Annotated in this window: 15 protein-coding genes and 1 pseudogene; 4 read left to right on the top strand and 12 right to left on the bottom strand. The window is 37.2% G+C overall.

All coding sequences use genetic code 11. The annotated features are described in order from the left end of the window. Positions 1 to 36 precede the first annotated feature (36 nt). Positions 37 to 591 carry a DUF4347 domain-containing protein gene (locus tag F6K23_RS07145; RefSeq protein WP_293152619.1) on the top strand — a complete coding sequence of 185 codons (555 nt, stop codon included), beginning with the start codon at positions 37 to 39 and terminating at the stop codon, positions 589 to 591. Positions 592 to 1,934: 1,343 nt separating this feature from the next. Here F6K23_RS07145 and F6K23_RS07140 read toward each other — a convergent pair. From F6K23_RS07140 to F6K23_RS07130, 3 genes are all read right to left on the bottom strand, one after another. Further along, positions 1,935 to 2,558 carry a hypothetical protein gene (locus F6K23_RS07140; RefSeq protein WP_293152616.1) on the bottom strand — a complete coding sequence of 208 codons (624 nt, stop codon included), beginning with the start codon at positions 2,556 to 2,558 and terminating at the stop codon, positions 1,935 to 1,937. Between the two features lie 451 nt (positions 2,559 to 3,009). Next, on the bottom strand, positions 3,010 to 3,351 hold the full coding sequence (locus F6K23_RS07135; protein ID WP_293152613.1) for an MgPME-cyclase complex family protein: 342 nt from the start codon (positions 3,349 to 3,351) through the stop codon (positions 3,010 to 3,012). A gap of 499 nt (positions 3,352 to 3,850) precedes the next feature. After that, positions 3,851 to 4,573: a pyridoxine 5'-phosphate synthase gene (locus F6K23_RS07130; RefSeq protein ID WP_293152610.1), complete on the bottom strand. Its 723-nt coding sequence runs from the start codon at positions 4,571 to 4,573 to the stop codon at positions 3,851 to 3,853. Positions 4,574 to 5,540: 967 nt separating this feature from the next. Here F6K23_RS07130 and F6K23_RS07125 point away from each other — a divergent pair. From F6K23_RS07125 to F6K23_RS07115, 3 genes are all read left to right on the top strand, one after another. Further along, positions 5,541 to 7,031 carry a glycoside hydrolase family protein gene (locus tag F6K23_RS07125; protein WP_293152607.1) on the top strand — a complete coding sequence of 497 codons (1,491 nt, stop codon included), beginning with the start codon at positions 5,541 to 5,543 and terminating at the stop codon, positions 7,029 to 7,031. Positions 7,032 to 7,518: 487 nt separating this feature from the next. After that, positions 7,519 to 9,228 (top strand): urease subunit alpha, encoded by a 1,710-nt coding sequence (gene ureC / locus F6K23_RS07120; RefSeq protein ID WP_293152604.1) that lies wholly within the window; start codon positions 7,519 to 7,521, stop codon positions 9,226 to 9,228. A 316-nt stretch (positions 9,229 to 9,544) separates the two neighbouring features. Then, positions 9,545 to 9,826, top strand: a complete 282-nt coding sequence (locus F6K23_RS07115; protein WP_293152601.1) for a hypothetical protein — start codon at positions 9,545 to 9,547, stop codon at positions 9,824 to 9,826. 1,697 nt (positions 9,827 to 11,523) lie between these two features. On the opposite strand, the gene F6K23_RS07110 is transcribed toward F6K23_RS07115, so the two are convergent. The 9 genes and pseudogenes from F6K23_RS07110 to F6K23_RS07070 form a co-directional block, all read right to left on the bottom strand. Next, positions 11,524 to 12,192 (bottom strand): isoprenylcysteine carboxylmethyltransferase family protein, encoded by a 669-nt coding sequence (locus tag F6K23_RS07110; RefSeq protein WP_293152598.1) that lies wholly within the window; start codon positions 12,190 to 12,192, stop codon positions 11,524 to 11,526. A gap of 184 nt (positions 12,193 to 12,376) precedes the next feature. After that, positions 12,377 to 13,777 carry a serine/threonine-protein kinase gene (locus F6K23_RS07105; RefSeq protein WP_293152595.1) on the bottom strand — a complete coding sequence of 467 codons (1,401 nt, stop codon included), beginning with the start codon at positions 13,775 to 13,777 and terminating at the stop codon, positions 12,377 to 12,379. Positions 13,778 to 14,519: 742 nt separating this feature from the next. Continuing rightward, positions 14,520 to 14,735: a hypothetical protein gene (locus tag F6K23_RS07100; RefSeq protein ID WP_293152592.1), complete on the bottom strand. Its 216-nt coding sequence runs from the start codon at positions 14,733 to 14,735 to the stop codon at positions 14,520 to 14,522. A 414-nt stretch (positions 14,736 to 15,149) separates the two neighbouring features. Then, positions 15,150 to 16,280 carry an amylo-alpha-1,6-glucosidase gene (locus tag F6K23_RS07095; RefSeq protein WP_293152589.1) on the bottom strand — a complete coding sequence of 377 codons (1,131 nt, stop codon included), beginning with the start codon at positions 16,278 to 16,280 and terminating at the stop codon, positions 15,150 to 15,152. 28 nt (positions 16,281 to 16,308) lie between these two features. After that, a pseudogene (locus F6K23_RS07090) lies at positions 16,309 to 17,001 on the bottom strand (RNA-guided endonuclease TnpB family protein). Positions 17,002 to 17,638: 637 nt separating this feature from the next. Beyond that, positions 17,639 to 17,797, bottom strand: coding sequence for a hypothetical protein (locus tag F6K23_RS07085; protein WP_293152586.1), 159 nt, complete (start codon positions 17,795 to 17,797; stop codon positions 17,639 to 17,641). A gap of 381 nt (positions 17,798 to 18,178) precedes the next feature. Next, positions 18,179 to 20,521 (bottom strand): TIGR03032 family protein, encoded by a 2,343-nt coding sequence (locus F6K23_RS07080; protein ID WP_293152583.1) that lies wholly within the window; start codon positions 20,519 to 20,521, stop codon positions 18,179 to 18,181. 750 nt (positions 20,522 to 21,271) lie between these two features. Beyond that, positions 21,272 to 21,544, bottom strand: a complete 273-nt coding sequence (locus F6K23_RS07075; protein ID WP_293152580.1) for a type II toxin-antitoxin system RelE/ParE family toxin — start codon at positions 21,542 to 21,544, stop codon at positions 21,272 to 21,274. Next, on the bottom strand, positions 21,541 to 21,762 hold the full coding sequence (locus tag F6K23_RS07070; protein WP_293152577.1) for a hypothetical protein: 222 nt from the start codon (positions 21,760 to 21,762) through the stop codon (positions 21,541 to 21,543). The genes F6K23_RS07075 and F6K23_RS07070 overlap by 4 nt, the downstream gene beginning before the upstream one ends. Positions 21,763 to 21,948: the final 186 nt, after the last annotated feature.

Here is a 21,948-nt window from a genome sequence, read left to right as displayed (position 1 = left end):
ATCTATCTACCATCCATTTTTAAGGAAAAAATTCCAATGTCTACAATCAACATCTACCAATCCTTATCTACCAAAAAGTCGATCGAATTATTTGATTTTTCGACAGAAGCAAAAACAGAGCAACAAATAGTCTTTATAGACTCTCATGTGGAGGATTATCAGAGTTTAGCTACAGAAGTTTTGTCAGGGACAAAAGTAGTTATTCTTCATCCAAATGACGATGGTATTCAGCAAATTACCAAAATTATCAAAAAATATCCTCAGATATCATCCATACATATAGTTTCTCACGGTGCGCCGGGATGTTTATCTTTGGGTAATAGCCAATTAAATACTAATAATATCAACAATGATTATGCTGAAGAATTAGAAACTTGGTCGGTTACTAATATATTGCTCTATGGTTGTAGTGTTGCTTCTACAAATGCAGGTACAGAATTTTTGGAAAAGCTACATCAGTTAACAGGGGCAAATATTGCGGCTTCTGCTAGACCAACAGGTAGTGCTGCTTTGGGTGGTGACTGGGAGTTAGAGGTTACTAAAGGTGAGATAGANTTTCGACAAACATCTTCTTTTCTACAGTATTTATGAGACAAGGCGGGTACATAACCAATTTCATTATAGCACAATTATAGAAAGTCGCCCGCGCCTCGGCGAGGCGCCTACCCCAATTTTTCGGTAAATTGCCCTTTGCACTGGGAGCAGCAAATTTTTGAGAAACACCCAAAAGACTCAAACCAATGAAACCAAAAATTAAACCAGGCTCTGGAACACTGACTCCACTATTGATTGTAAAAGAAAAATCTATAGCAGGAGATTCAGGTACAGCAATTCTTTGAGCAAAAGCGACTTCATCAATTCCGAATTCTCCATTATGCAAAAGCATTTTGGTTCCATTAGCGAAAATAGTTATATCGAAGATGTCCGATACACTGTTAGCTAAATCCCAAACAGCATCTTCACCTGGTGCAATAGTATACAAGATATCTGTTATAGCAAACCCTGTATCATTTTCAACAATTCTTGCAGGAGCGCTCGTATCCAAGCTGATAGTTGCTCCAGGAGAACAAAGATTATTATCAGCACAAAGATTAATCTCAGCCGGATCGGTAGTTGTAGTAACTACATTACCAACTAAAGTAGCAGCTTTAACTGAGTCAATTCCTATAGCGGAAAAAGTTAATCCTAGGGCAGAAGCAGTCAACATTCTGGGCAAAATCTTAATGGAAAACATTTGAGAAATTCTCCTTTATTAATGATTTAATTTCAAGCTTCTTTTTGGTAATTTTAACTCATCATACATCGTTAAAATTACGGATACAAGTAAAAATGAAATCTTTACTGAATCTTCATATAACAGAGAAATCTTTACTGAATCTTCATATATTTTTGGTACTTTTCTGCTAGTATTCCTGACTGCAATATTTGGTAGTGGGTCATAGCACTACGCACAAGTCAGAAGTCATCTATGACTGGGTTTGAGCGGCTTGGTGTGGCTTTGAGTGAAGTGCGTTGGGCGGTTTCCCCGATTTGAAGCAACTGCATAACCCGAAGCTGGGTTACATCCGCATTTAGGAATGTCCTAAGCTTTGCTTCAACTGCTATAAATAGGGTTTGCTGAAAAAAGCAAAGCGTGGGGAGCGTGGGAAGTGTGGGGAGGGTGGGAAGATAGAGAAAGTAGGAGGAATAATAGTTAGAGAGATTTTTCTGCCATAGCCACCGCAAAATCCTCAAAAAGTGAGAATTTGAGATTAAAACAGGCACACTTTTTTCGACAAACTCTTTACATATATACCTTATAGCTAGCTTGTCAGCCCGTGAGTATTAGAAATCTCCTCCAAAAGAGGAAATAGGGAGAAGTAATTGATAATTTATAGCTCAGAATAGATTTGATTTTTGATTTTTGATTTTTGGATAGGTATAAGGTATATTAGTTATTGATTTATTGATTTAATTCTAGGACTAATTAATGTTACCCGACTACTATCCACAACAAAAGCTAAAAATCCGCGATCGCTTAAGTTGAACAAACTATTTGTAGCAGCTCTCCTATTCTCTGTATATGTAACCAATAAGAAAGGTTTTTGTCCATAGGCAACTAAACCTACGTTGCGTCCTAAACTTCTTTCCAACTGTAGAGCAATTTCTGGTTGATTATTATAATCGACTAAAACTGCAAAACCCGTACCCAGAGGTTGAGGATTAAATCCTATTTCTGGAGGCGCTGGTAATGGAGTATCTGATGGAGTTGTTTCTCTACTAGGTCTAACCACATAAGCAGACAACCCTACAATGTCCTGAATATAACGCGCCCAATCACTAGCCACATCTTTGTCATCAAAACCTCGGATACTACTAACAGTCTGGTCAATGTAGCGACAGACTTCGATGATAATATCTGGCGGTAGACTCCGTCTAAGTATATCTTGAGCTGCTGATGTCTCTGTAATTATTACCAGTAAGTATTCGTCACTAGCAGGAGATTGACAAGTTTCTAAAGCAAAAGCATAGTTAGTATCAATTGTCAAGGATGACAAAAACAAAAAAGCTGAGGCCATAAAAGTTTTCAAGCCCCCTAAGCAGAATTTATTGAGTTGCAGTTGAGTATGATTCATGGCCAAAAACAAACCAGGGAGTAGGAAGTAGCAGGGACTTTGCATACAACGTCCCTACAGAGGAAGGGGGAATTAGATATATTCTCAAGATGATTGATGAAGATCATTTTTCTCTTTTCTTTTGCAAGTTTAATACCCCACTGTTAACAGGGATACTTAAAATTGTTTGGGAATTGATACCATAAGGAATTTTTCCTTCTGCCTTCTTCAAAATGAAAAGCGCTCTGCCTTCTTCAAAATGAAAAGCGCTGTAATTTCTGCATCAAGGCTATTGAGATTGAAATCTTCATCCAATTGATTCTGATATAGAACCCGATTATATAGGATATGTTAATAATTCTATAATTACTCCTCTACTCCTCCACTCCCCTACTTCTATGTCCTGACTTTTTCTTCAAGAGTCTTTCAAAGAAGCATCCTCAAGAGAAGCTAAAGGATCAGGGATAGAATCCGAAGGTGCTTGAAATTCTCCTGTAATTACAGATTCTAAGCGTAACTTTAACCAAGTAATAAATTTAGAGTTAGTAGAAATGATCGCTGCAGCAGGTTGAGGACATTTTGCCTTAATACTAGATAGTTCCGGAGCTTCTAAAAAAGCAGGTTGAGGAACCAGCCAAAAATCTATTTCTTTTTCTTTTTCGTGATAATCTCTGGTGCGTTCCCTAAAAACTTCTTCCAGGGGTTCTTCCTCTAGTAAAAATTTTTTACTAGCTAAAACGTAATAGTAAGTTTGCATTTCAATCAATAAACAGAAATTATTGACTTCTCCTCGGACTCAAGTCACGGGGATTCCAAGTATATACCAAGCAACACAGATTTATCCTGTTGCTTAGTCTATTCTTAGCTGACCAAAGATATATTCTTTGGGGACAAGTCAAAGTGCCCCTACACAGTCTGCTCAGGCTAATGCCTAGCATTCTGCTTACTTTTTATTGGTAACAGTAGCACAGGACAACTAAAATTGTCTAGTCTAAACAACTCACTTGTTTTCATCCCCCGGTTAAAACCTATCCCTTATAAGGAACTCCTGAAAACCTTGTGGGGAGGGTGGGGGGTTTGGGAAGTAAGAATTTTGTCTACAGTCCTCAAAAAAGTGTATTTTTCAATATAATTTTCTCCCGAAAAAGTCGCTCCCAGTCTTATCCATAACTTGTCTTTTTTGTCAAGTTTTATGTTAAGAAAGATATTAATAAAGCATAGGTTAAAACACAGGGGGCTTCAACATCGCTTTTCTATTATAACTGGTCATTAATGGCTTGTTTCATTTCGCGGACAGCTCGCTCCATACCCACGAGTACTGCCCTAGAAATTATTGTATGACCAATGTTTAGTTCTTCCATACCTTCTAGACAAGCAACTGGATAAACATTCCCATAAGTAAGGCCATGTCCAGCATTAACTCGAAGTCCAGCAGCGATAGCCATTTTGCACCCATCTGCCAAAATCGTCAATTGTTGATAGCGAGTGGCCTCATCAGTAGCTTCTGCATAACATCCCGTGTGGAGTTCGATAAACTTAGCCTGAATTTCTGCGGAAGCTTCAATCTGGACTTTTTCTGCATCAATAAACATACTGACAGGAATATCCGCTCCTTGCAACTGAGCTACTACTTCTCTCATACGAGAGATATTACTAGCAACATCTAAACCGCCTTCGGTCGTTACTTCTTCTCGACGTTCTGGTACAAGAGTAATATAATCAGGCTTAATTTCCAGAGCGATCTCCACCATTTCTGTAGTAGGTGCCATCTCCAGATTCAAATGAGTTCGCACTGTTTGTCGCAGAATATGGACATCTCGTTCCTGAATATGGCGACGGTCTTCCCGCAGATGAACAGTAATACCATCAGCACCAGAAAGTTCAGCTAAAATTGCTGCTGCTACTGGATCTGGTTCTACAGTTCGTCGCGCTTGTCTAATTGTGGCAACGTGGTCAATGTTGACACCTAGAGTGGGCAATTTTTGATTCTCCTGATTATGTGAGTTAATTTGCCATATTAGTTTAGTTGGAAATGTTCACTTGAGCAACTGTTTCTCAGGAATCTTGCTGTCCAGGCACTTAAAAATTTTACATAGGTAAGTCAATTCAGTTAACAGTTATTCAGTACCTCCGGCAATAGGGATGGGAGAAGATACAGAATTTTCTTTCTCTTGGTTGATTGGATATGGCGAGGTTTCCTCGCTATCCCACCCTTCGGGAAGCTACGCTAACGACCGCTTTTTATCCTCTTCAAAGAGGAAACTTATATAATGTCCGATTGAATACTTATAAATAAATGACAGAGTCCTCAGGAGTCAGGAGTCAGGAGTTAGGAGGGAAGAAAGAATAAAGAGGAGGAAAAGGAGAAAGTTTTTTGATCACTAATTATCGGGATATGATATTAATACCTTATTTTTTTGCTCAAACTAATATATAAATAAAATAGTTGTGATGAGGCTTAAAGTTTTTCTTCCACTTCACACCTATCTCTTAGTTTTATATTGATTTATGTCTACTTATTAGAATCCCTGTAAATTTAATTCACAGAGCAGTAAATGATTAGTCTTTAAATCAACTATAGCTAAAAAATGTTATTGCTGTTTGCATATCAGTTAATTTATGGGTTGCTAAATCAATGTTTAAATTGATGAAAATTTAGATTTTTTGATAACTATATAAATAAAGATTCAAAAAGTGTAAATTGAAAGCTTATATCCTATAGAAACTAATATATTACAGGACTTCCGCAGAGACTCTACATATAGCGAGGGCAAATACCATTCGCCCCTACAAATGGTACTTGAAAAGTCAATTTGTGTAAGTCCTGATATTAGTTTTGAATCAATGTATTAGTTATAAACTCAATAATTTGGTGCTTAATTAAAATTGCAAACAGCTATAACTAACATAAAATATGACTGTTTAGTTGTAAATTGGAGCTGTAGCATGGAAATATCACAAAATTGTCTAAACTTAGTCAAAAAATGGGAAGGACTTTTTCTGAATGCTTATCTAGACCCAGTAGGAATACCAACCATTGGGTATGGAACCATTCGTTACCCCAACGGAAAAAAAGTTCAGCTAGGAGAAAGAATTACAGAAAGAAATGCAGAATTCTATTTAAAGTATGAATGCGAAAAAGCAGCAGAAGTAGTTTCGAGGCTGGTTAAAGTTCCTTTGAATCAAAATCAGTTTGATGCTCTTGTATCGTTCTGTTATAACGTTGGAACTGGTGCTTTTGAAAGAAGTACTATGTTAAGAAAACTCAACCAAGGAGACTATCAAGGAGCAGCAAATGAATTTCCACGTTGGGTAAACGGAGTAGTCAATGGTGTTAAGCAACCACTGCCAGGTTTAGTATCCCGTCGTACTGACGAACAAAAGCTATTCAACACTGCTAGCAATAAAGGAAAACCCTTAGTTCAAGAAGAATCATTGCAAGATCAAGTAACTTGGCTAGAAGGATACAGAGATGAAAATAAAAAAACTGTAATTGTAGCTTGGCAGGGAGGTGAAGTAGGAGAAATATTAACTTTAGAAAAATTTGACAAAGAGTATTTAGCTAATGTTTTTCCTCTATACAAAAATGCCAGATATTTTGTAATTGCTCCGGCGAATAAACCAATTCCAGCAGGGGAAAGAATCTCAATTTTTGGCATCTCTGATATCTTCAAGAAAGGCAAAAATCCCAGTCTCAATCGTGTCTTAGTGCGAGGTAGTCAAGGGGAAGATGTGAGGATTTTACAGGTTAAGTTGAGAGATTTAGGGTATTATAACGGAAAAATTGATGCTTTTTTTGGTAATAAAACCGAATTAGCAGTTATAGACTTTAAAGAAGATTATTTTTTCAATACCAATGCTGACGGTACAGTAAACTTAACAACCTGGCAAAAATTGTGGGGAGAAAAGCCTGCTCCAGTTCCTCCTACACCCCCTGGAACCACAGGCAAAAATTATTTGCTGCTAACAAAAACAGATCGTAAAGATGTCTATGGATGTTATGTGCTGAACTTAGACTATTTTAAAAATGGGAAACTACAGGAAAGATTAGAAGTATGCTGTGGGGCTCCGGGAAGACAATATTTCCGTACCGCAGTTCAAAGTCGGGCAATGACTGGAGAACCACTGCCAGAGGGAAGATGGTACGTTAACGATATTATCTGGGCTGATGGGAGAGATAATTATTACGGTAATATTTTTCAGAGTGGTATAGGTCCAGTAACTGTTCCGTTAGATTATTTAGAACCTGGTACTACAGAAAGAAGCGCGATCGAAATTCATATTGACTGGAATCGCTATTATGGCTCCCCTGGCACTGTGGGTTGTATCGCTCCCTACAATATAGATGACTATAAAAGGTTTATTATTTGGCTCAGGGACACAGACCCTCGCGATCTCTATGTTGACTGGAAACTGGGGACTTGTCCTAAACCTTAGATTAACCAGCGATCGGTATTTTCCGTAGCGGAATGCGGAGCTAACAGCATTTCCGTACCGGAATGCTTTTTAATTTTGCTGTTCTCAGTTTTCTGTGTTTTCAACAGGCATCTTCAACCTACTGGACCGATACACCTAATTTTGTGCGGAGCGATTATTGGGGTGGGGGCGGTTTCATTTAATTGCTTAAGACTCATTAATTTAACGTGGAACCCGCCCCTACTATTGCACTATTTTAGCTGTGTCGGTCCACTACAGTGTTAAGGTAGCATCGATGTAATTTAGATAAAGAGGGTGGAGACCCACCCCTAAACCCTCCCAGGAGGGGAATGTCGGGAGATGGGTAGATTCGTATATTTGCACAATTTTTTGTATTTCATATTAATATTCTGTGACAACAAAGAATTAGCCCTGCCCTACTCCCTACTCCCTCTTTTGGAGGAAATGTCTAATGCACCACCACCGTTCATTTTACTAAAGAATAAATATGGCTTACAGAATAAACCGTCGTGCCTATGCTGAAACTTATGGGCTAACAATAGGCGATCGCGTCCGTCTAGCTGATACAGAATTATTCATAGAAGTCGAGCAAGACTACACTACCTACGGCGATGAAGTAAAATTTGGTGGAGGCAAAGTCATCCGTGACGGTATGGGGCAATCTCCTATTGCTAATGCCGATGGCGCAGTGGATCTAGTCATTACCAACGCTCTCATTCTCGACTGGTGGGGAGTTGTCAAAGCAGACATCGGCATCAAAGATGGTAAAATCTGCAAAATTGGCAAAGCAGGCAACCCCTACATCCAAGATAATGTAGATATTATCATCGGTCCGGGAACTGAAGCTGTAGCGGGTGAGGGCATGATTTTAACGGCAGGTGGCATTGATGCCCATATTCATTTTATTTGTCCTCAACAAATAGAAACAGCGATCGCTTCTGGTATAACAACTATGTTAGGTGGAGGAACAGGTCCTGCCACAGGTACTAATGCGACTACCTGTACTCCCGGTCCTTGGAATATTCACCGAATGTTGCAAGCTGCTGAAGCTTTCCCGGTAAATTTAGGTTTCATGGGCAAAGGTAATAGTAGTCAACCCCAAGCTTTAGTCGAACAAGTATTAGCAGGGGCGATGGGATTAAAATTACATGAAGACTGGGGAACTACCCCGGCGGCGATCGACACCTGCTTAAATGTTGCGGACGAGTACGATGTGCAAGTTGCTATCCACACCGATACTCTCAATGAAGCAGGGTTTGTAGAAACCACTATAGAAGCTTTTAAAAACCGGACAATTCATACTTATCACACTGAAGGTGCGGGAGGCGGTCACGCTCCAGATATTATCAAAGTCTGCGGTCAAGCAAATGTTTTACCTTCTTCTACTAACCCCACTCGTCCTTATACTCTCAATACTTTGGAAGAACATTTGGATATGTTAATGGTGTGTCATCACCTAGACCGAAATATTCCAGAGGATGTGGCTTTTGCAGAATCTCGCATTCGTCGAGAAACTATTGCTGCTGAGGATATACTGCACGATCTGGGAGCGTTTAGTATGATTGCTTCTGATTCTCAGGCCATGGGACGTGTGGGAGAGGTTATTATTAGAACTTGGCAAACAGCTCACAAAATGAAAATTCAGCGCGGACCTTTGAATGGAGAGTCTGGGGAAAATGATAATTTGCGTGCTAAACGTTATGTGGCAAAATACACGATTAATCCGGCGATCGCTCATGGTATTGCTGAGTATGTGGGTTCGGTGGAATTGGGAAAGTTGGCAGATTTATGTTTGTGGCGACCTGCGATGTTTGGGGTGAAACCAGAAATGGTGATTAAGGGAGGAGCTATTACTTATGCTCAGATGGGAGATGCCAATGCAAGTATTCCTACTCCACAACCAGTGGTTATGCAGCCAATGTTTGCTAGTTTTGGGGGAGCGATCGCTGCTACTTCTTTGACTTTTGTTTCTCAAGCTGCTCTGGAAACTGATATTGTGGCTCAACTACAGTTGAGAAAGTCAGCAGTTGCAGTGGTAAATACTCGGCAAATTAGCAAACAAGATATGAAATTAAATGATGCTTTGCCAGAAATAGAAGTTGACCCGGAAACTTATGAAGTTAGAGCTGATGGGGAGTTGTTGACTTGTGAACCTGCAACAGTTTTACCCATGGCACAGCGATATTTTCTGTTTTAGGAAGTTCGCTCAAAAAGGCTGTTATATCAAATCCGGTAGCATCGGTCTTGTATAGTAAATAGGCAACAGCTCCGGAAGGCAAGAAAAAAACTTAAATTTCCTGCAAATATCCACGCCAACTTTTACACAAACGATTGCCTTCGGACATGATATTATATCAAATCCGGTTGAATACTTATTATCAGGACTTATATCATGTCCGGATAATTAGTGATCAAAAAACTTTCTCTTTTTCTTCCTCTTCCTTCTTCTTTGTTCCCTCCTAATATCAAATCCGTTTAATTCGGTATACAAAAATGGGTGGTGGTGCATAGTAATGGTAAAGGAAGTGTGGGGAGATGGGGACCCACCCGCGCACCCCTCCGGTGGAGGGGAATGTGGGGAGATGGGGAGTGTGGGAAAAATTAAAAAATATATATCCTCACCATTACCATGCAGGACTACCCAAAAATGTTCCATCTTCAACCATTACCAAATATTTCTCTCACTCCCCATCTCCCCATCTCCCAATCTCCCCATCTCCCCATCTAATTACACCGATGCTACCGGATTTGATATAACTCCTGTACGTCGCCAATCCGACAGCTCCCCTACCTGACTCCTGACTCCTTAGGACTCCGTCATTTATTTATAAGTATTCAACCGGACATAATATTACGCAAAGACACTATATATAGCGTATGCTAAATGATCGCTATCGCTTACAAAATTATAGCGATCGCCCAGCTTTGCTGATTGTATTCCTATTCATAAAAACTTAAACGACTATCATTTTAATTTTAGTATATTTGAGTTCAGATACTAGATATTTAGGCGTTGCTAAAGCGCGTGTATGATATTAATCCTAATTACTTAGGAGTCAACCCACCCGCGCGCCCCTCCCAGGAGGGGAAGTCAGGAGGAGCGAGTCAGAAGGGAAGAAAGAATAAGAAACCCCGAGTAGAAGGAGAAAGTTTTTTGCTCGCCCTCTTATCCTGAATGATATCATAGCTCAAATCAGCAACGCCGATATTTAGATAAAAATTGATGTTTCAGTTGATCTTCCTGTACATTTGACCACAAAATTTTTGTCCCGTGTTTCAATATTTTTGAAGCTAACGATTAATTTGATTGCTGACGCAAAGCTACGCTATCGTGGCTAACTTTTTCCAGATGGTCAGCAAGATTTGTGAGAGTGTAATTTTTCTGGCTACTTATTAGACTTGTCGCTTTATAAACTAAAAAATTGTAGAAACCCCCGTTATGTAAAGCTTGTAGGTATTTATCGATCAAAAGAGTCGAAATAATTACCCTGTCTAGGTTTTGGATATTTTTTCTATCTATTTAGCGACAACTCTATTAAATACTGACAATATTTTATATAATTAAAGTCCATGAAAAACTCTTCATAAAAATTTAATCTTATTCACCATTAGAATGCCAGATAATCTACATCAACGTTAGTCAACCTCAATCGAATTTTTCAGTTGATGATAATTTTGTGGTTTAGGCGATCGCCAAGGGAAACTTAGTTTAGATCGCCAATTTAGAGAGAGACTTACAGCAGTTTTCTAGTTGATGAGGTACAAAGTTTTATTGCTCTAGGCAACAGCTCCAGAAGGCAACAGGCAACAGGGAATATAGAAATAAATAGTCTTATAGCTGTACCTCACGCTTCCTCAAAAGTGCTGTAAGTCTATATAGAACCCATTTGAGAACTATACAATTATGTAGTCAAGTCTTTTCGCGCATCAATGAGTGAGGAAAAATCATCTGAAGGAGTGTTGAATTTTTTGTATTATTTCTCCCCACATCTTCCCTCTTACCTCCTTCCCCTCCTGGGAGGGGTTAGGGGTGGGTTGTCTCCTGTCTCCTGACTCCTTGCTAAATTTATGAAGATACGATCGGGGGTTCTATATAGTGCGTTTGCGTAAGTCCTGATTTCAAAGCCTCCATTACTGGCATCCATATATTTCATTTATTTTTTAATCAGTAAATGAATGAAGTATTATCACTAGTTATATTTACCGAATAATTAATAATTAATAATTAATAATTAAATAATTCGCGCCTTGAAGCCTCCCCTTGGATAGGGGAAAAAAAGCGGTCGAGGGATGGCGAGGAGACCTCGCCATATCCAATCGATCAAGAAAAGAAATAATATCTCCTGATATTCAATTCCGTAGCGGTTAAAACCCGAGGTAATTATCAATTATCCATTATCCATTATCCATTAATGAACGTATATTTTTTTTTATACAATTAATCAAAAAAAATTGATTAGGTATAGTTTTAATTTAATTTTTCTCAAAGATTTTAACTATTTTTTTCTGCAAATTTTTTGGCTTCCGAAGTCAGAGGATTTTTGCCAAACAGTTGAGGAATAATTAACCCAGAACTAGCTTGATATTCTACAAATTCGGGATAGCGAGATAGAGACTTATCTTTTTTCAGCATATTAGGGATAAATATTCCAGCAAAAAATGCTCCTAGAATTAAATAAGGCAACCAATGTTGCACTAACATTGCAAAAGAAAGATAGATAAATATTTCTCCTAAATAGTTAGTATTTCGACAGCGAGCAAAGAATCCTTCTGTAATTAATCCTGACTTATATTTGAGAGTATAATATTTTTGAGCATCGCTACTGTAATGGAGGAAAATGCCAAAAATATTTAAAGAAATTGCAGCAGCTACTAAAGGTATTGGAGGTTCAGTTCCACTACTAATTAAAATATAGGGAGCTATCCAATATAAGCAGACTATTCCAAAAATTATAATACCTTGTAGAAAAGGAACTTCTTGTTCCCATTGCTTATCTGGATAAATACGGTCTTTCAGTAACCATAAAATTCCATAAGTACCATGTAGGGATAGATATAACCACGCAACTAAAGAAAAATTTTGATAGGCTATCATCAGCGTCAATATAAATATAAAAGTTGTCGCTTTATATAGATTAATTGGATGTTTTACTTTCATCATTAGTGCTATTTTTCTTTTTAAAAAACTGCTTATAGCTTATATAGGAATAGAGAGGTAGGGCACTGACATAGAGTGATGACTATCCGAATCAGTGGAAATGTTTTTCCCACTATTCCCTATTCCCTACTATATAATACATAGGATTAATTTAAAAGTCAAATTATATTAGAGAAAACCAACCTTTCTAACCAGCAATAAAAGCAGCAATAACAAACAGAAATAAAATCACTAAAATCCCAATAATTACGGCACTTGAAATTAATAATAAAGAGATAATCGACCATATTCTCTGATGCTTTCTAAATTCAGCAACATTTTTCCATTTGCGGCTTTTCCAAGCCCACTCATTTCCTTTAAGACCTAAAATTATTCCTGTCAGCAACCATCCCATACCTAAGGTAACAAAACTTAAATCGATCCAGGCAATTAATCCTATCCAAACATGATTAGTTAAACACCACAAACCAGGCAAGAAAAATGCCCCCCAATTCCAACCAATAATTTCTGATGGTACGTCATTTGAACTATGAATAATATTTCCGAGTTTTGGAATAGAAGCTATTGCTGTTTTTGTCTCTATTTCTTGATTCTTTGACTCAGTTTTACTGATTTGAGTTAGTGCAATAATTTCCGGTTCTGGAGGTTGTAACTGCGCTAATATTTCCTCTGCGGACTGGAAGCGATCGCCAGGAATAAAAGCCAACATTCTATTTAAAATACCATCAAACTTCGGACTTAATTTTAGTTCTTTACTCCATTGCCACTGCATTGTTTTTGTATTAATTAACTCTGAGGGAAGTTTACCAGTCATCAATACTAAACAAGTCACTCCTAAAGCATACAAATCACTATGTGGAGCAACAATTCCTAGGCGCATTTGTTCGTCAGGAGCATAACCAAATTTACCTAATTTAGTGCCAGAATAAATAACATTTTCGGAACTATCAGCTTTGTGAGAAACTTCGGCAGCAATTTGTTTTACTCCACCCAAATCAATTAAAATTGGTAACCCATCTTCTGCCCGACAAATAATATTATCAGGAGCAATATCTCGATGAATAATTCCTCGACTATGTAGATAATTTAAAACTGGTAAGATTTGACGAATAAAGTCAATTATTTCAACTTCGCTAAAAAATTTACCTTGTCGCCGACGTTGACTAAGCAGAGATTCATAAGTTTGCCCTTCAATAAAATCTTGCACCAAAAATAAACATTTATTTTCCTGAATAAATTCCCAAAAACGGGGAATTTGAGGATGATTAATTTGATGTAATATCATTGCTTCTCGGTGAAAAAGTTCCTCCGCTTTTTGTATAAATTCAGTGCCTTGGTTTCCTGGTGTTAATTGTTTTAAAACTACTGCTTGCTTAAATCTACCTGTATCTTCTGCTAAGTAAGTTTTGCCAAATCCACCTTGACCTATTTGGCGAATAATTATGTAGCGATCGCGTAATTTTGTGCCTGGTTTTAATTCCGTAGATGCTGTTTGAGAGGGTATTATTTCCTCTAGAGGAGCACCACAATTAGAGCAAAAACGGGAGGCAATAGCATTGTTATGTCCACAGCTTGTACAAATAGTCATATTTATTAATTTTAAGAAATAAGGAAGAAGGGTAACTAATAATCCCAATATTAACTTTCTGCTTGGCCAGCATCTGAATACAAGCATGGTTTATGAGACATTGACATCCCTTGATATGGCAATGGGTAGTTACCAATATTATAGCTTTGCCTATGGGTTTATCTATTTTAGGGGTCGTTACTTTTGCTGCATTTGTTATTATTTTTGAAGTGCCTTTAAAAGAAAATGACTGGCCTCCATACCCATTACCATTAGGTTATTTCTTGAAAATTTTGATAATTTGAGTAATTTTAACTGCTTTACAATGGTTTTTGCTACGACAAAAAATTGTTTATGCTCCGTGGTGGACAGCATTTAACAATTAATAATTAGGGTTTGCTGAAAAAGTCTTTTAGTAGGGGTAGGAGACAGGAGGAATGGGAATTATAGAGGTGCTAGGAAAAAGAGTTTTCCCAAAATTTTTCTGCCTTTGTTTGCTCTCAATACTAACTTTTTCAACTTTTTATACCAAAAAGCTAGCACTTTTTTCTCTCCAAAAAGGCACTTACCAATATCAGTCAATGCTTTGAAATTTAATCAGCAAGCCTAATTAATAACTATCTCTCCTTGAAAAGAAGAGGATTAACTCAAAGGAAAATTTTTTCTTCTCTTAGTTGATTATATGGCTCCGAGACTTCGCCATCCCACGACCGCTTTTTTCTCCTTTAAAGGAGAGTTTTAAACCTTAATTATTCGGTAAATATTAACCTAAATTCCGCCACCTATTACTTTCATTACTAGGGGAAATTGGATTCTCTTTACTTTTGTTCATTAAATCTTCTAAATCTGGAGGAAGAAATCCTCCGACCACACTTTCTAGTTCATGTTCTTGTAATGCCACTAAACTATTCTCTACTTGATTAATTTTTTTGATTCTTCTTGGCTTTAATCTTAATTTGTTGTTTTGTTTTGGAGTCAATTTTTTTCATATTTTTCTCTTTGTATTGAGGAATTTAAGCTCAGTAGAGAAGCTAGAGGGGTCATACAAATTTGGCGATCAAAGATCCTTTATAAGGATGTACAGCAGATTCCACTGTTGTAAAACACACCTATTGCGCGCATATTGCCCGCACTACAAACATTTAATTGTTAATATCTGTACTTCACAGATACTTGGAATTTGATGTAAGATTAAACCTTTTGCGTATTTCCCCTAAAACTTCTCTCCACATTTGCACAATTATGATAGTCTATAAACTGGATTTAGTATCAAGAGAAAAGAAAATAGTAAAGGCGTAGAAATATTTCTTCCCTACTATCAGTCTGATAATTTTATTTGTTGCTAATTATTCAAACTTAGTATCAACAATCCTTATAGCTATCAAATGAGAGTTTAAGCTTCAATTAAAATTTGCAAATCTCCCTGTTGCTTAACAACAGTACAAGTAGTTATCTCACCGATTTTTTCTAGATTGAAATCAACTAAATTATCACCTACTTTGAGGTTTTGCACAGATAAATGATTAATGAATTTGGGTAAAGCAGGATTCTTGATCGCTAGACAATTATTAGCAGCATCAGGAATCAAATTCACCATCATTTGTAACAGTTTAAATATCGTACCTGTTGCCCAAGCTTGAGGAAAACAAGCTACTGGATATTTAATAGGGTCTCTATTAGCTTCCCTTTCAAAACCACAAAATAATTCTGGAGGTCGATTATTCGGCTGCACTTTAGTCATATCAATCAAACCTTCCGCAATTTCAAATGCACTATTTATTCGCCCCATATTGCGCAATCCTACAGCAGCGAAAGCATTCTCGTGAGGCCAAACTGAACCCAAGTGATAACCCATTGGGTTGTAAGCAGGAGATAGACTACTGAGAGTGCGAACACCCCACCCACTAAACATATCTTCTGCACAGAGGCGATCGCTCACTGCCTCTGCTTTTTCGGCGGTAAAAATGCCTAATTGTAAACAATGTGCTGGATTAGAGGTAATACTATCAATGGGATTACCCTTTTCATCTAGAGCTAAGGCACAATAGTTTTCTGATTCTAGCCAAAAATCTCGATTGAATCTTTCTTTGAGTTGGGCTGCTTCTAACTCCCATTTTTCCGCCAATTCAGGATATCCCAAAACTCTGCCAATCTGACTCGCTCCCAATTTTGCAGCATAGACATAAGCTTGTACTTCGCACAAAGTAATAGCTCCATCCACTAATTTCCCTTTACTGTTAACAATGCAATCATTGGAATCTTTCCAACCCTGATTTTGAATTCCACCAGGCGATCGCCTCAAATAACTGATATATCCAGTTGCTTGGCATTCCTGGTCTATCCAGTCCATGGCAGCGAGAGCATTCGACCACAAACTTTTTATAGTTTCTGTATCCCCTGTCCATTTGTAATAGTTGCTATAAAGCATCAACCATAGAGGGGTCGCATCGACACTACCATAATAAGGAGTATGGGGAATTTCTTCACACCGAGCTAATTCCCCTAAACGTAGTTCATTTGACATCCTCCCCGGCCTAAAGGCACAGGGATTCCTACCGAGCCATAGCTCCTCGGTGGGTTGACGTTTCACTGACTTCTGCTACCTTAACGGTAGTCTTATGTTTGCCTCCACGTCCGTTTTTTGTCTCGGACTGCCCGCCCGCGACTAATATATTTCTTGCTGCGTTTTCGTCTCTATCATGTTTACTGCCACAGTTTAGACACTCCCACTCCCGAACTGAAAGGTCTAACTTTCCACCTTTAAAACCGCAACATGAACACTTTTGTGATGTTGGTTCCCACCTGCTAATTATTCTAAAATCACGACCGTATTTTTCTGCTTTTCCTTCTAGGAATGTTCGGAAAGTTCGCCATCCTAAATCAGAAATAGCTCTGGATAATTTACGGTTTTTAAGCATTCCAGAAACATTTAAGTCTTCTAAAACAATTGTTTGGTTTTCACGAATTATTTTAGTAGATAGTTTATGAAGAAAATCTGTCCTTGTATCTTTCAGTTTGCCATTAAATTTTGCAACTCTTAGCCTGGCTTTTTCATATCGTTTAGAGCCTCTAGTTTTATGAGATAATGACTTACTTAATTTTCGTTAGCGAAGCTCCTCTGAAAGAGGCTACTTCTTAATGCGTTTCTTGAGCGGTTTTGGTGCGTCAACTTTTTCTCCATTACTCAAAGTAGCAAAAGTTTTGATTCCTAAATCTATACCTACTGAATTATCAATTTGAGGCAACTCTTCTGGCTGTATTTCTACTACAAAACTAAGAAAGTATAAGATTAAGCTACGATTTAGCTGACATAATAAAGACTCCTTTAGAGATCCAGTATGAAGTTGAATTTAAAGCTCGAACTTAACAAGATTGTTATTAAGTGTTATTAAATAACTTGTAAACATTCAGCCGTCAGCTATCAGCTATTGCTTTGAGTTTTAGATAAAAGCTTTAGTAATTGAGGCAGAATTTATACTTACTACCAAATTAGGCTGTAAAGTCTATATTAATTTAAACCCCCTCATAAGAGCTGAGAGCTGACAGATAATAGCTGTTTGCGCAGCATTCCGTAGGAAATGCTTACAATAACTTAGTTCTATAATAACTGTCTTTAATAGTTATAGATACTAAATTTATGGGAATTTTGATACTAACTAAATAGCCGTTTACTCTCTGCGATAAATTGACTACATAGTTCCTAAAAAGTGGGTTTTTCAACCAAATAAAAATAGGGTAAAGCTGCATAATACACAGGATAATTGATGATATTAAATTCATTAGCACCTCCATATATTTTCTGAAGTTGTAATGTTAAATAAGCGTTGTATTGTTTAACAGTAAAATCAGTATAAATGAGGTATATATCAACAAACGTAATTGTTAATTATTCATTATTAATTCTTGAATAGGGGCAAATAAAGTAACTTCATACCCACGGCAGACTAATTCATATGTCAAGGGAGCCACTATTAGTTCAATGCCACTATAGGCAACGGGAAAAACTTTTTTCCATAAAGGATTAACTTGAGAAATCCGCATATAAAAATCTCCTAAGTCCTGAGATTAAAATTTTTAGAAGTAATATTTTTGGTACACAGTTTTACTCAGCTATGAGCTGTAAATCTTTATAACAAAATATTAATTAAAGTTTTTGGTTATTGCCAAGGTAGGTATAGCCGTTCAAAAGTTAGGGATATCTACACTCATTTGTGACGTTTAACTAAAATGACTACTTCTTCTAGTGCAGGATGGCGGAAATAACTGACCAGTTACAAAATCCTAAAATAATTACAAACCAATACTTTTGACTTTTAACTTCCGCGTAACGGCACTAGGGTATTTTTGATGTGAAATTATCCTGTAGAGACATTCCAGAGAAAATCTCTACTAAAAACTAAAATAAATACTTAATTTAAGCTTCTACTGAACACTTATAATCATTTTTTTTCCCATAATTTCCCATAGCTCTGCTTGTACTTTTTCAACTACTTCTTGCCACTCTCTTGACTGAGACTGACGGAATAATCTCATTGTTGGATACCAAGGAGTATTTTCTCCTTCCTGTAACCAACGCCAGTCAGGGTTAAAACATAATAAAGTCCATACAGATTTACCTAATGCTCCTGCTAAATGTGCCACTGAAGTATCAACAGTAATTACTAAATCTAATTGATTTATTATTGCTGCTGTATCGGCATAGTTATTTAACTGAGGACTCATATCTTCTATCTGAATATTGCTGGAAATTTGAGCTAATTCTTTGGTTGCTTCTCCTTTTTGCAGACTGTAAAATTTTACTCCTGGCACTTGTAAAATCGGTAAAAAATTAGTTAGCTTGCAAGAACGGTTATGGTCATTTTTATGAGTAGGACTACCTGCCCAAACAATACCTACTTTGTATTCAGAATCGGAGATATTTATATGGTTACTGTTTGTAGATTGGAGATAGGGAATATTGGCAGGAATTGTTTCTAAAGTTGTGTCAAAAATATAAGGTAAACTCATCAAGGGTACATAGATATCAAATTCTGATAATTGTAGTTCTCCTGGTGGCATTAATTTATCAATTCCTGGCACACTTTTAAAGATAGGAATTAAATCTGGCGTACAGACTAAAATAATCCGCTTACACAGTTTTGCCACTAGAGGAATATAGCGAATAAATTGAATAGCATCTCCTGCTCCTTGTTCGGTATGAATTAACAAAGTTTTATCCCTAATATCTTCCCCTTTCCATCGGGGATGAGGACATTGAAAGGGAGTAAATTCTGAAGTTTGCCAACGCCATTCACATTCAGAAAATCCCCTTTTAAAATCTCCATTTTTTAACAAAATCATGCCTAAATTAAAATGAGCTTTGGCAAAACTACCATTAAGATTAATTGCCTCTTCATAATGTTTAATTGCTCCTTCTAATTCACCTTTTTGACTATAAGCATAAGCAAGACTGTTATGAGCATCCGCATTATCTGACTCTGTCCTAATTACCTGTTGTAAAACATTAATGGCTGCTTCATACTGTTGATTGTCTCCTAAAGCTACCCCCAAATTGTATTTAGCTCTTGTCAAATCTGGTTGTAACTTCAGACATTCTTGATACTCAGCGATCGCTTCTATTAATTTACCTTCTTGATAGAACTGATTTCCTTTGACTAAATGAGTTTCTGATATAGCTATTTCTGAAGCTGGTTGTACTGTTTCTGCCAAAGCTTCATCAGGTAAAACATAAGAACTAGCAAGTAAATTTTCATTCCATTCAATAATTTCAGGAAAGCGAATATTCGGCAAAACTGCTACAGAAAATATTTCCTGAACTCCTTCTTCAAACCTTAAAAAAGCAAGAGTTTCTCCAGTTAAAATATTTACCACCCATACCCCACAAATTCTTTCCTGAAGTTGAGTAATTGGCATCCCAGTAAAAACAGCAGTTTCTCTAACTTGCGATAAACCAATAAATGCTAAATTTCCCCAAAAATCTATACCACGAGTAAACCCAGGCAACTTAGCAACTGTTTCTAATTTTCTCTGGTTTAAATCGACTTTTGCCAGACTGCCATTTCCCGATTCTAATAACCATAATTGTTCCTGATACCATCTCGGAGAATGAGGCATAGATAAACCCCGCATTAATATTTCATTTGTTTCTATATCCATTAATATCCCACCATTAGCTTTATTCTTTCTCCAACCAGCAGCAGTATCAGTTTCTCCTAAAGCTGTGGCATATTTTGGCAGGTCATTTTTTAAACATAATCCATTCAAATGACAGCGGTCTGTTAAATCATATCCACTAATAAAAGGAGGTCTCCATCTAGGGACAAAACTATTAGGATGACCGAGAGTACAGAGACAAGAAAAACGAGTATTAATAAACCATAATTCATCCTTTGCCCAAGCCATTTCGTGAATATCAATATCCCCAGTTATATGAATATTTCTCGGTAAAAAACAAGCATCATGTTTACCAGCAGGTTCTAATTTTTTTGCTACTGCTGGAACGTTGCGAAAATCCCAAATTTGATAAGCAGTTCCCAGGGCAATTTTTTCGTGAGTTGCTGCTAATCCCATGGGTTTATTAAAGGTGCGAAAGTGAGTATTAATTACTCCATTATCCGCACGCAAAACAATTAATTTTCCCGCTTGATAAGTAGAAACAACTAAAGAGACGCCTAACTGGTCTAAAATTTGGGGAAAATTGTTTGTATGTACACTTCTTAATAAATAGTTGTCAGTATTAACAGGAGCATTAGCTTGATTATTCATGGTCTTTTCAGTTATCAGTTATTAGTTGTCAGTTATCAGTTATCAGTTATCAGTACCTCCGGTTTCAGTCAGAGGGTTGAAATCTGAAATTTCCTTTTTTATCCCCCTGAAAGGGAAGGGTTGAGACCTTATTTATTGGTCAAAATAGGTATAAATGTATTAAACAACCAAAAGAGCTAAAAATCCGGATTTTTAGGAGTCAGGAGACAGAATGGAAGAAGGAATGCAGATGTAGAGGCGGGTTCGGTGTTAAATTGGGGGCGACAACCAGAAATCAGCTAAACCCGCCTCCGGCTCAGGTAAGGATATTGTTGACCTAGAAGTTGGAAAACCAGGAAAAAAAGCGAGTGCGTAATTCTGGGGTCTCCCCAGAATGATAAGACGCACTCAAGACAGTGACATAAATTTTTTTCGTGAAACACAAAAAAAATTATCTCGAAAACAAAAATTTACTGGGGATAAAGCTGAGGGAGTAGTCCAAGAAAGATTTAGGCTAAATACTGATAAATATTTGCAAATAATGATGACTATTTGTGGTCTTGTTAGACTGCGAATAGGGACCGTTATTTTGTATTAGTGAATTTGGCTAAAATCTATCAAAAAATTATTGATTTTTTGAGGCGGTGGTGATTTACCTTATGCGTTGGAGTTTGGTAGACCGCTGGACTTGTTACGATGGTGAGGTGCTAGTTAAGCGGTTTCGGTAACTATTTGATGAAGGAATTGAGCAGTTTAGTTATGTCTGACTACTTATAACTTTTTAAGTAACTTATCATATTCACTATGGGTTCCAATCCAGAACCAAACAATTGTGTCTGGTGTTTTCATGACTCCCACAGCACGCCAACCAATGCCTACTCTTACCGAATATACGAGTTCCTTGGTGTTGAGTTTCTTGAACTCTAAACTTGGATGATTAGGGTTTTGTTTCCAGAGTTTATAGTTTTTGCGGGCAGTTTGTTGGACTGTTTCAGGTAACTTAGCAAAACACTTCACGAACTCATCTGTTAATTCTGACTTCATAGTTCATCAAAACCCATAACTCTTGTTTTTCCTTCTGATGACTCATTTAAAGCTTTGCGTGCCAATTCGTCTAGGATAGAATTTTGGGGTTTCGATAAGGTTTGCTGCCATTGCAACTCGCTCTCTATATCTTCAATTAACTGTTTTGCCAGTTCCTCTTGGATATGTTCTGGCAAGTTTTGGGCTTTCTTAAACGCCTCTGTTAATAAATTTGTCATCACTAAGAACATTATTAATTATTTTTATTGGATGCTCAAACAGTCTAACTTAGATAATAAATAGGCTTTGGTGATTTTGGCTATGATTTCTCTTGAAATGGCGATTGCATAACTCCTAATTTAAAAGCATTTTATATTTTACCAACTTGGATTTCATAGTTTGATTAACCAACGCCAATAAATATT

This window comes from Okeania sp. SIO2C9, from assembly GCF_010672455.1.
Taxonomy (GTDB): Bacteria; Cyanobacteriota; Cyanobacteriia; order Cyanobacteriales; family Microcoleaceae; genus Okeania.
Note: the sequence above shows the minus strand (reverse complement) of the source record. Positions and strands in the feature narration are given on the sequence as shown.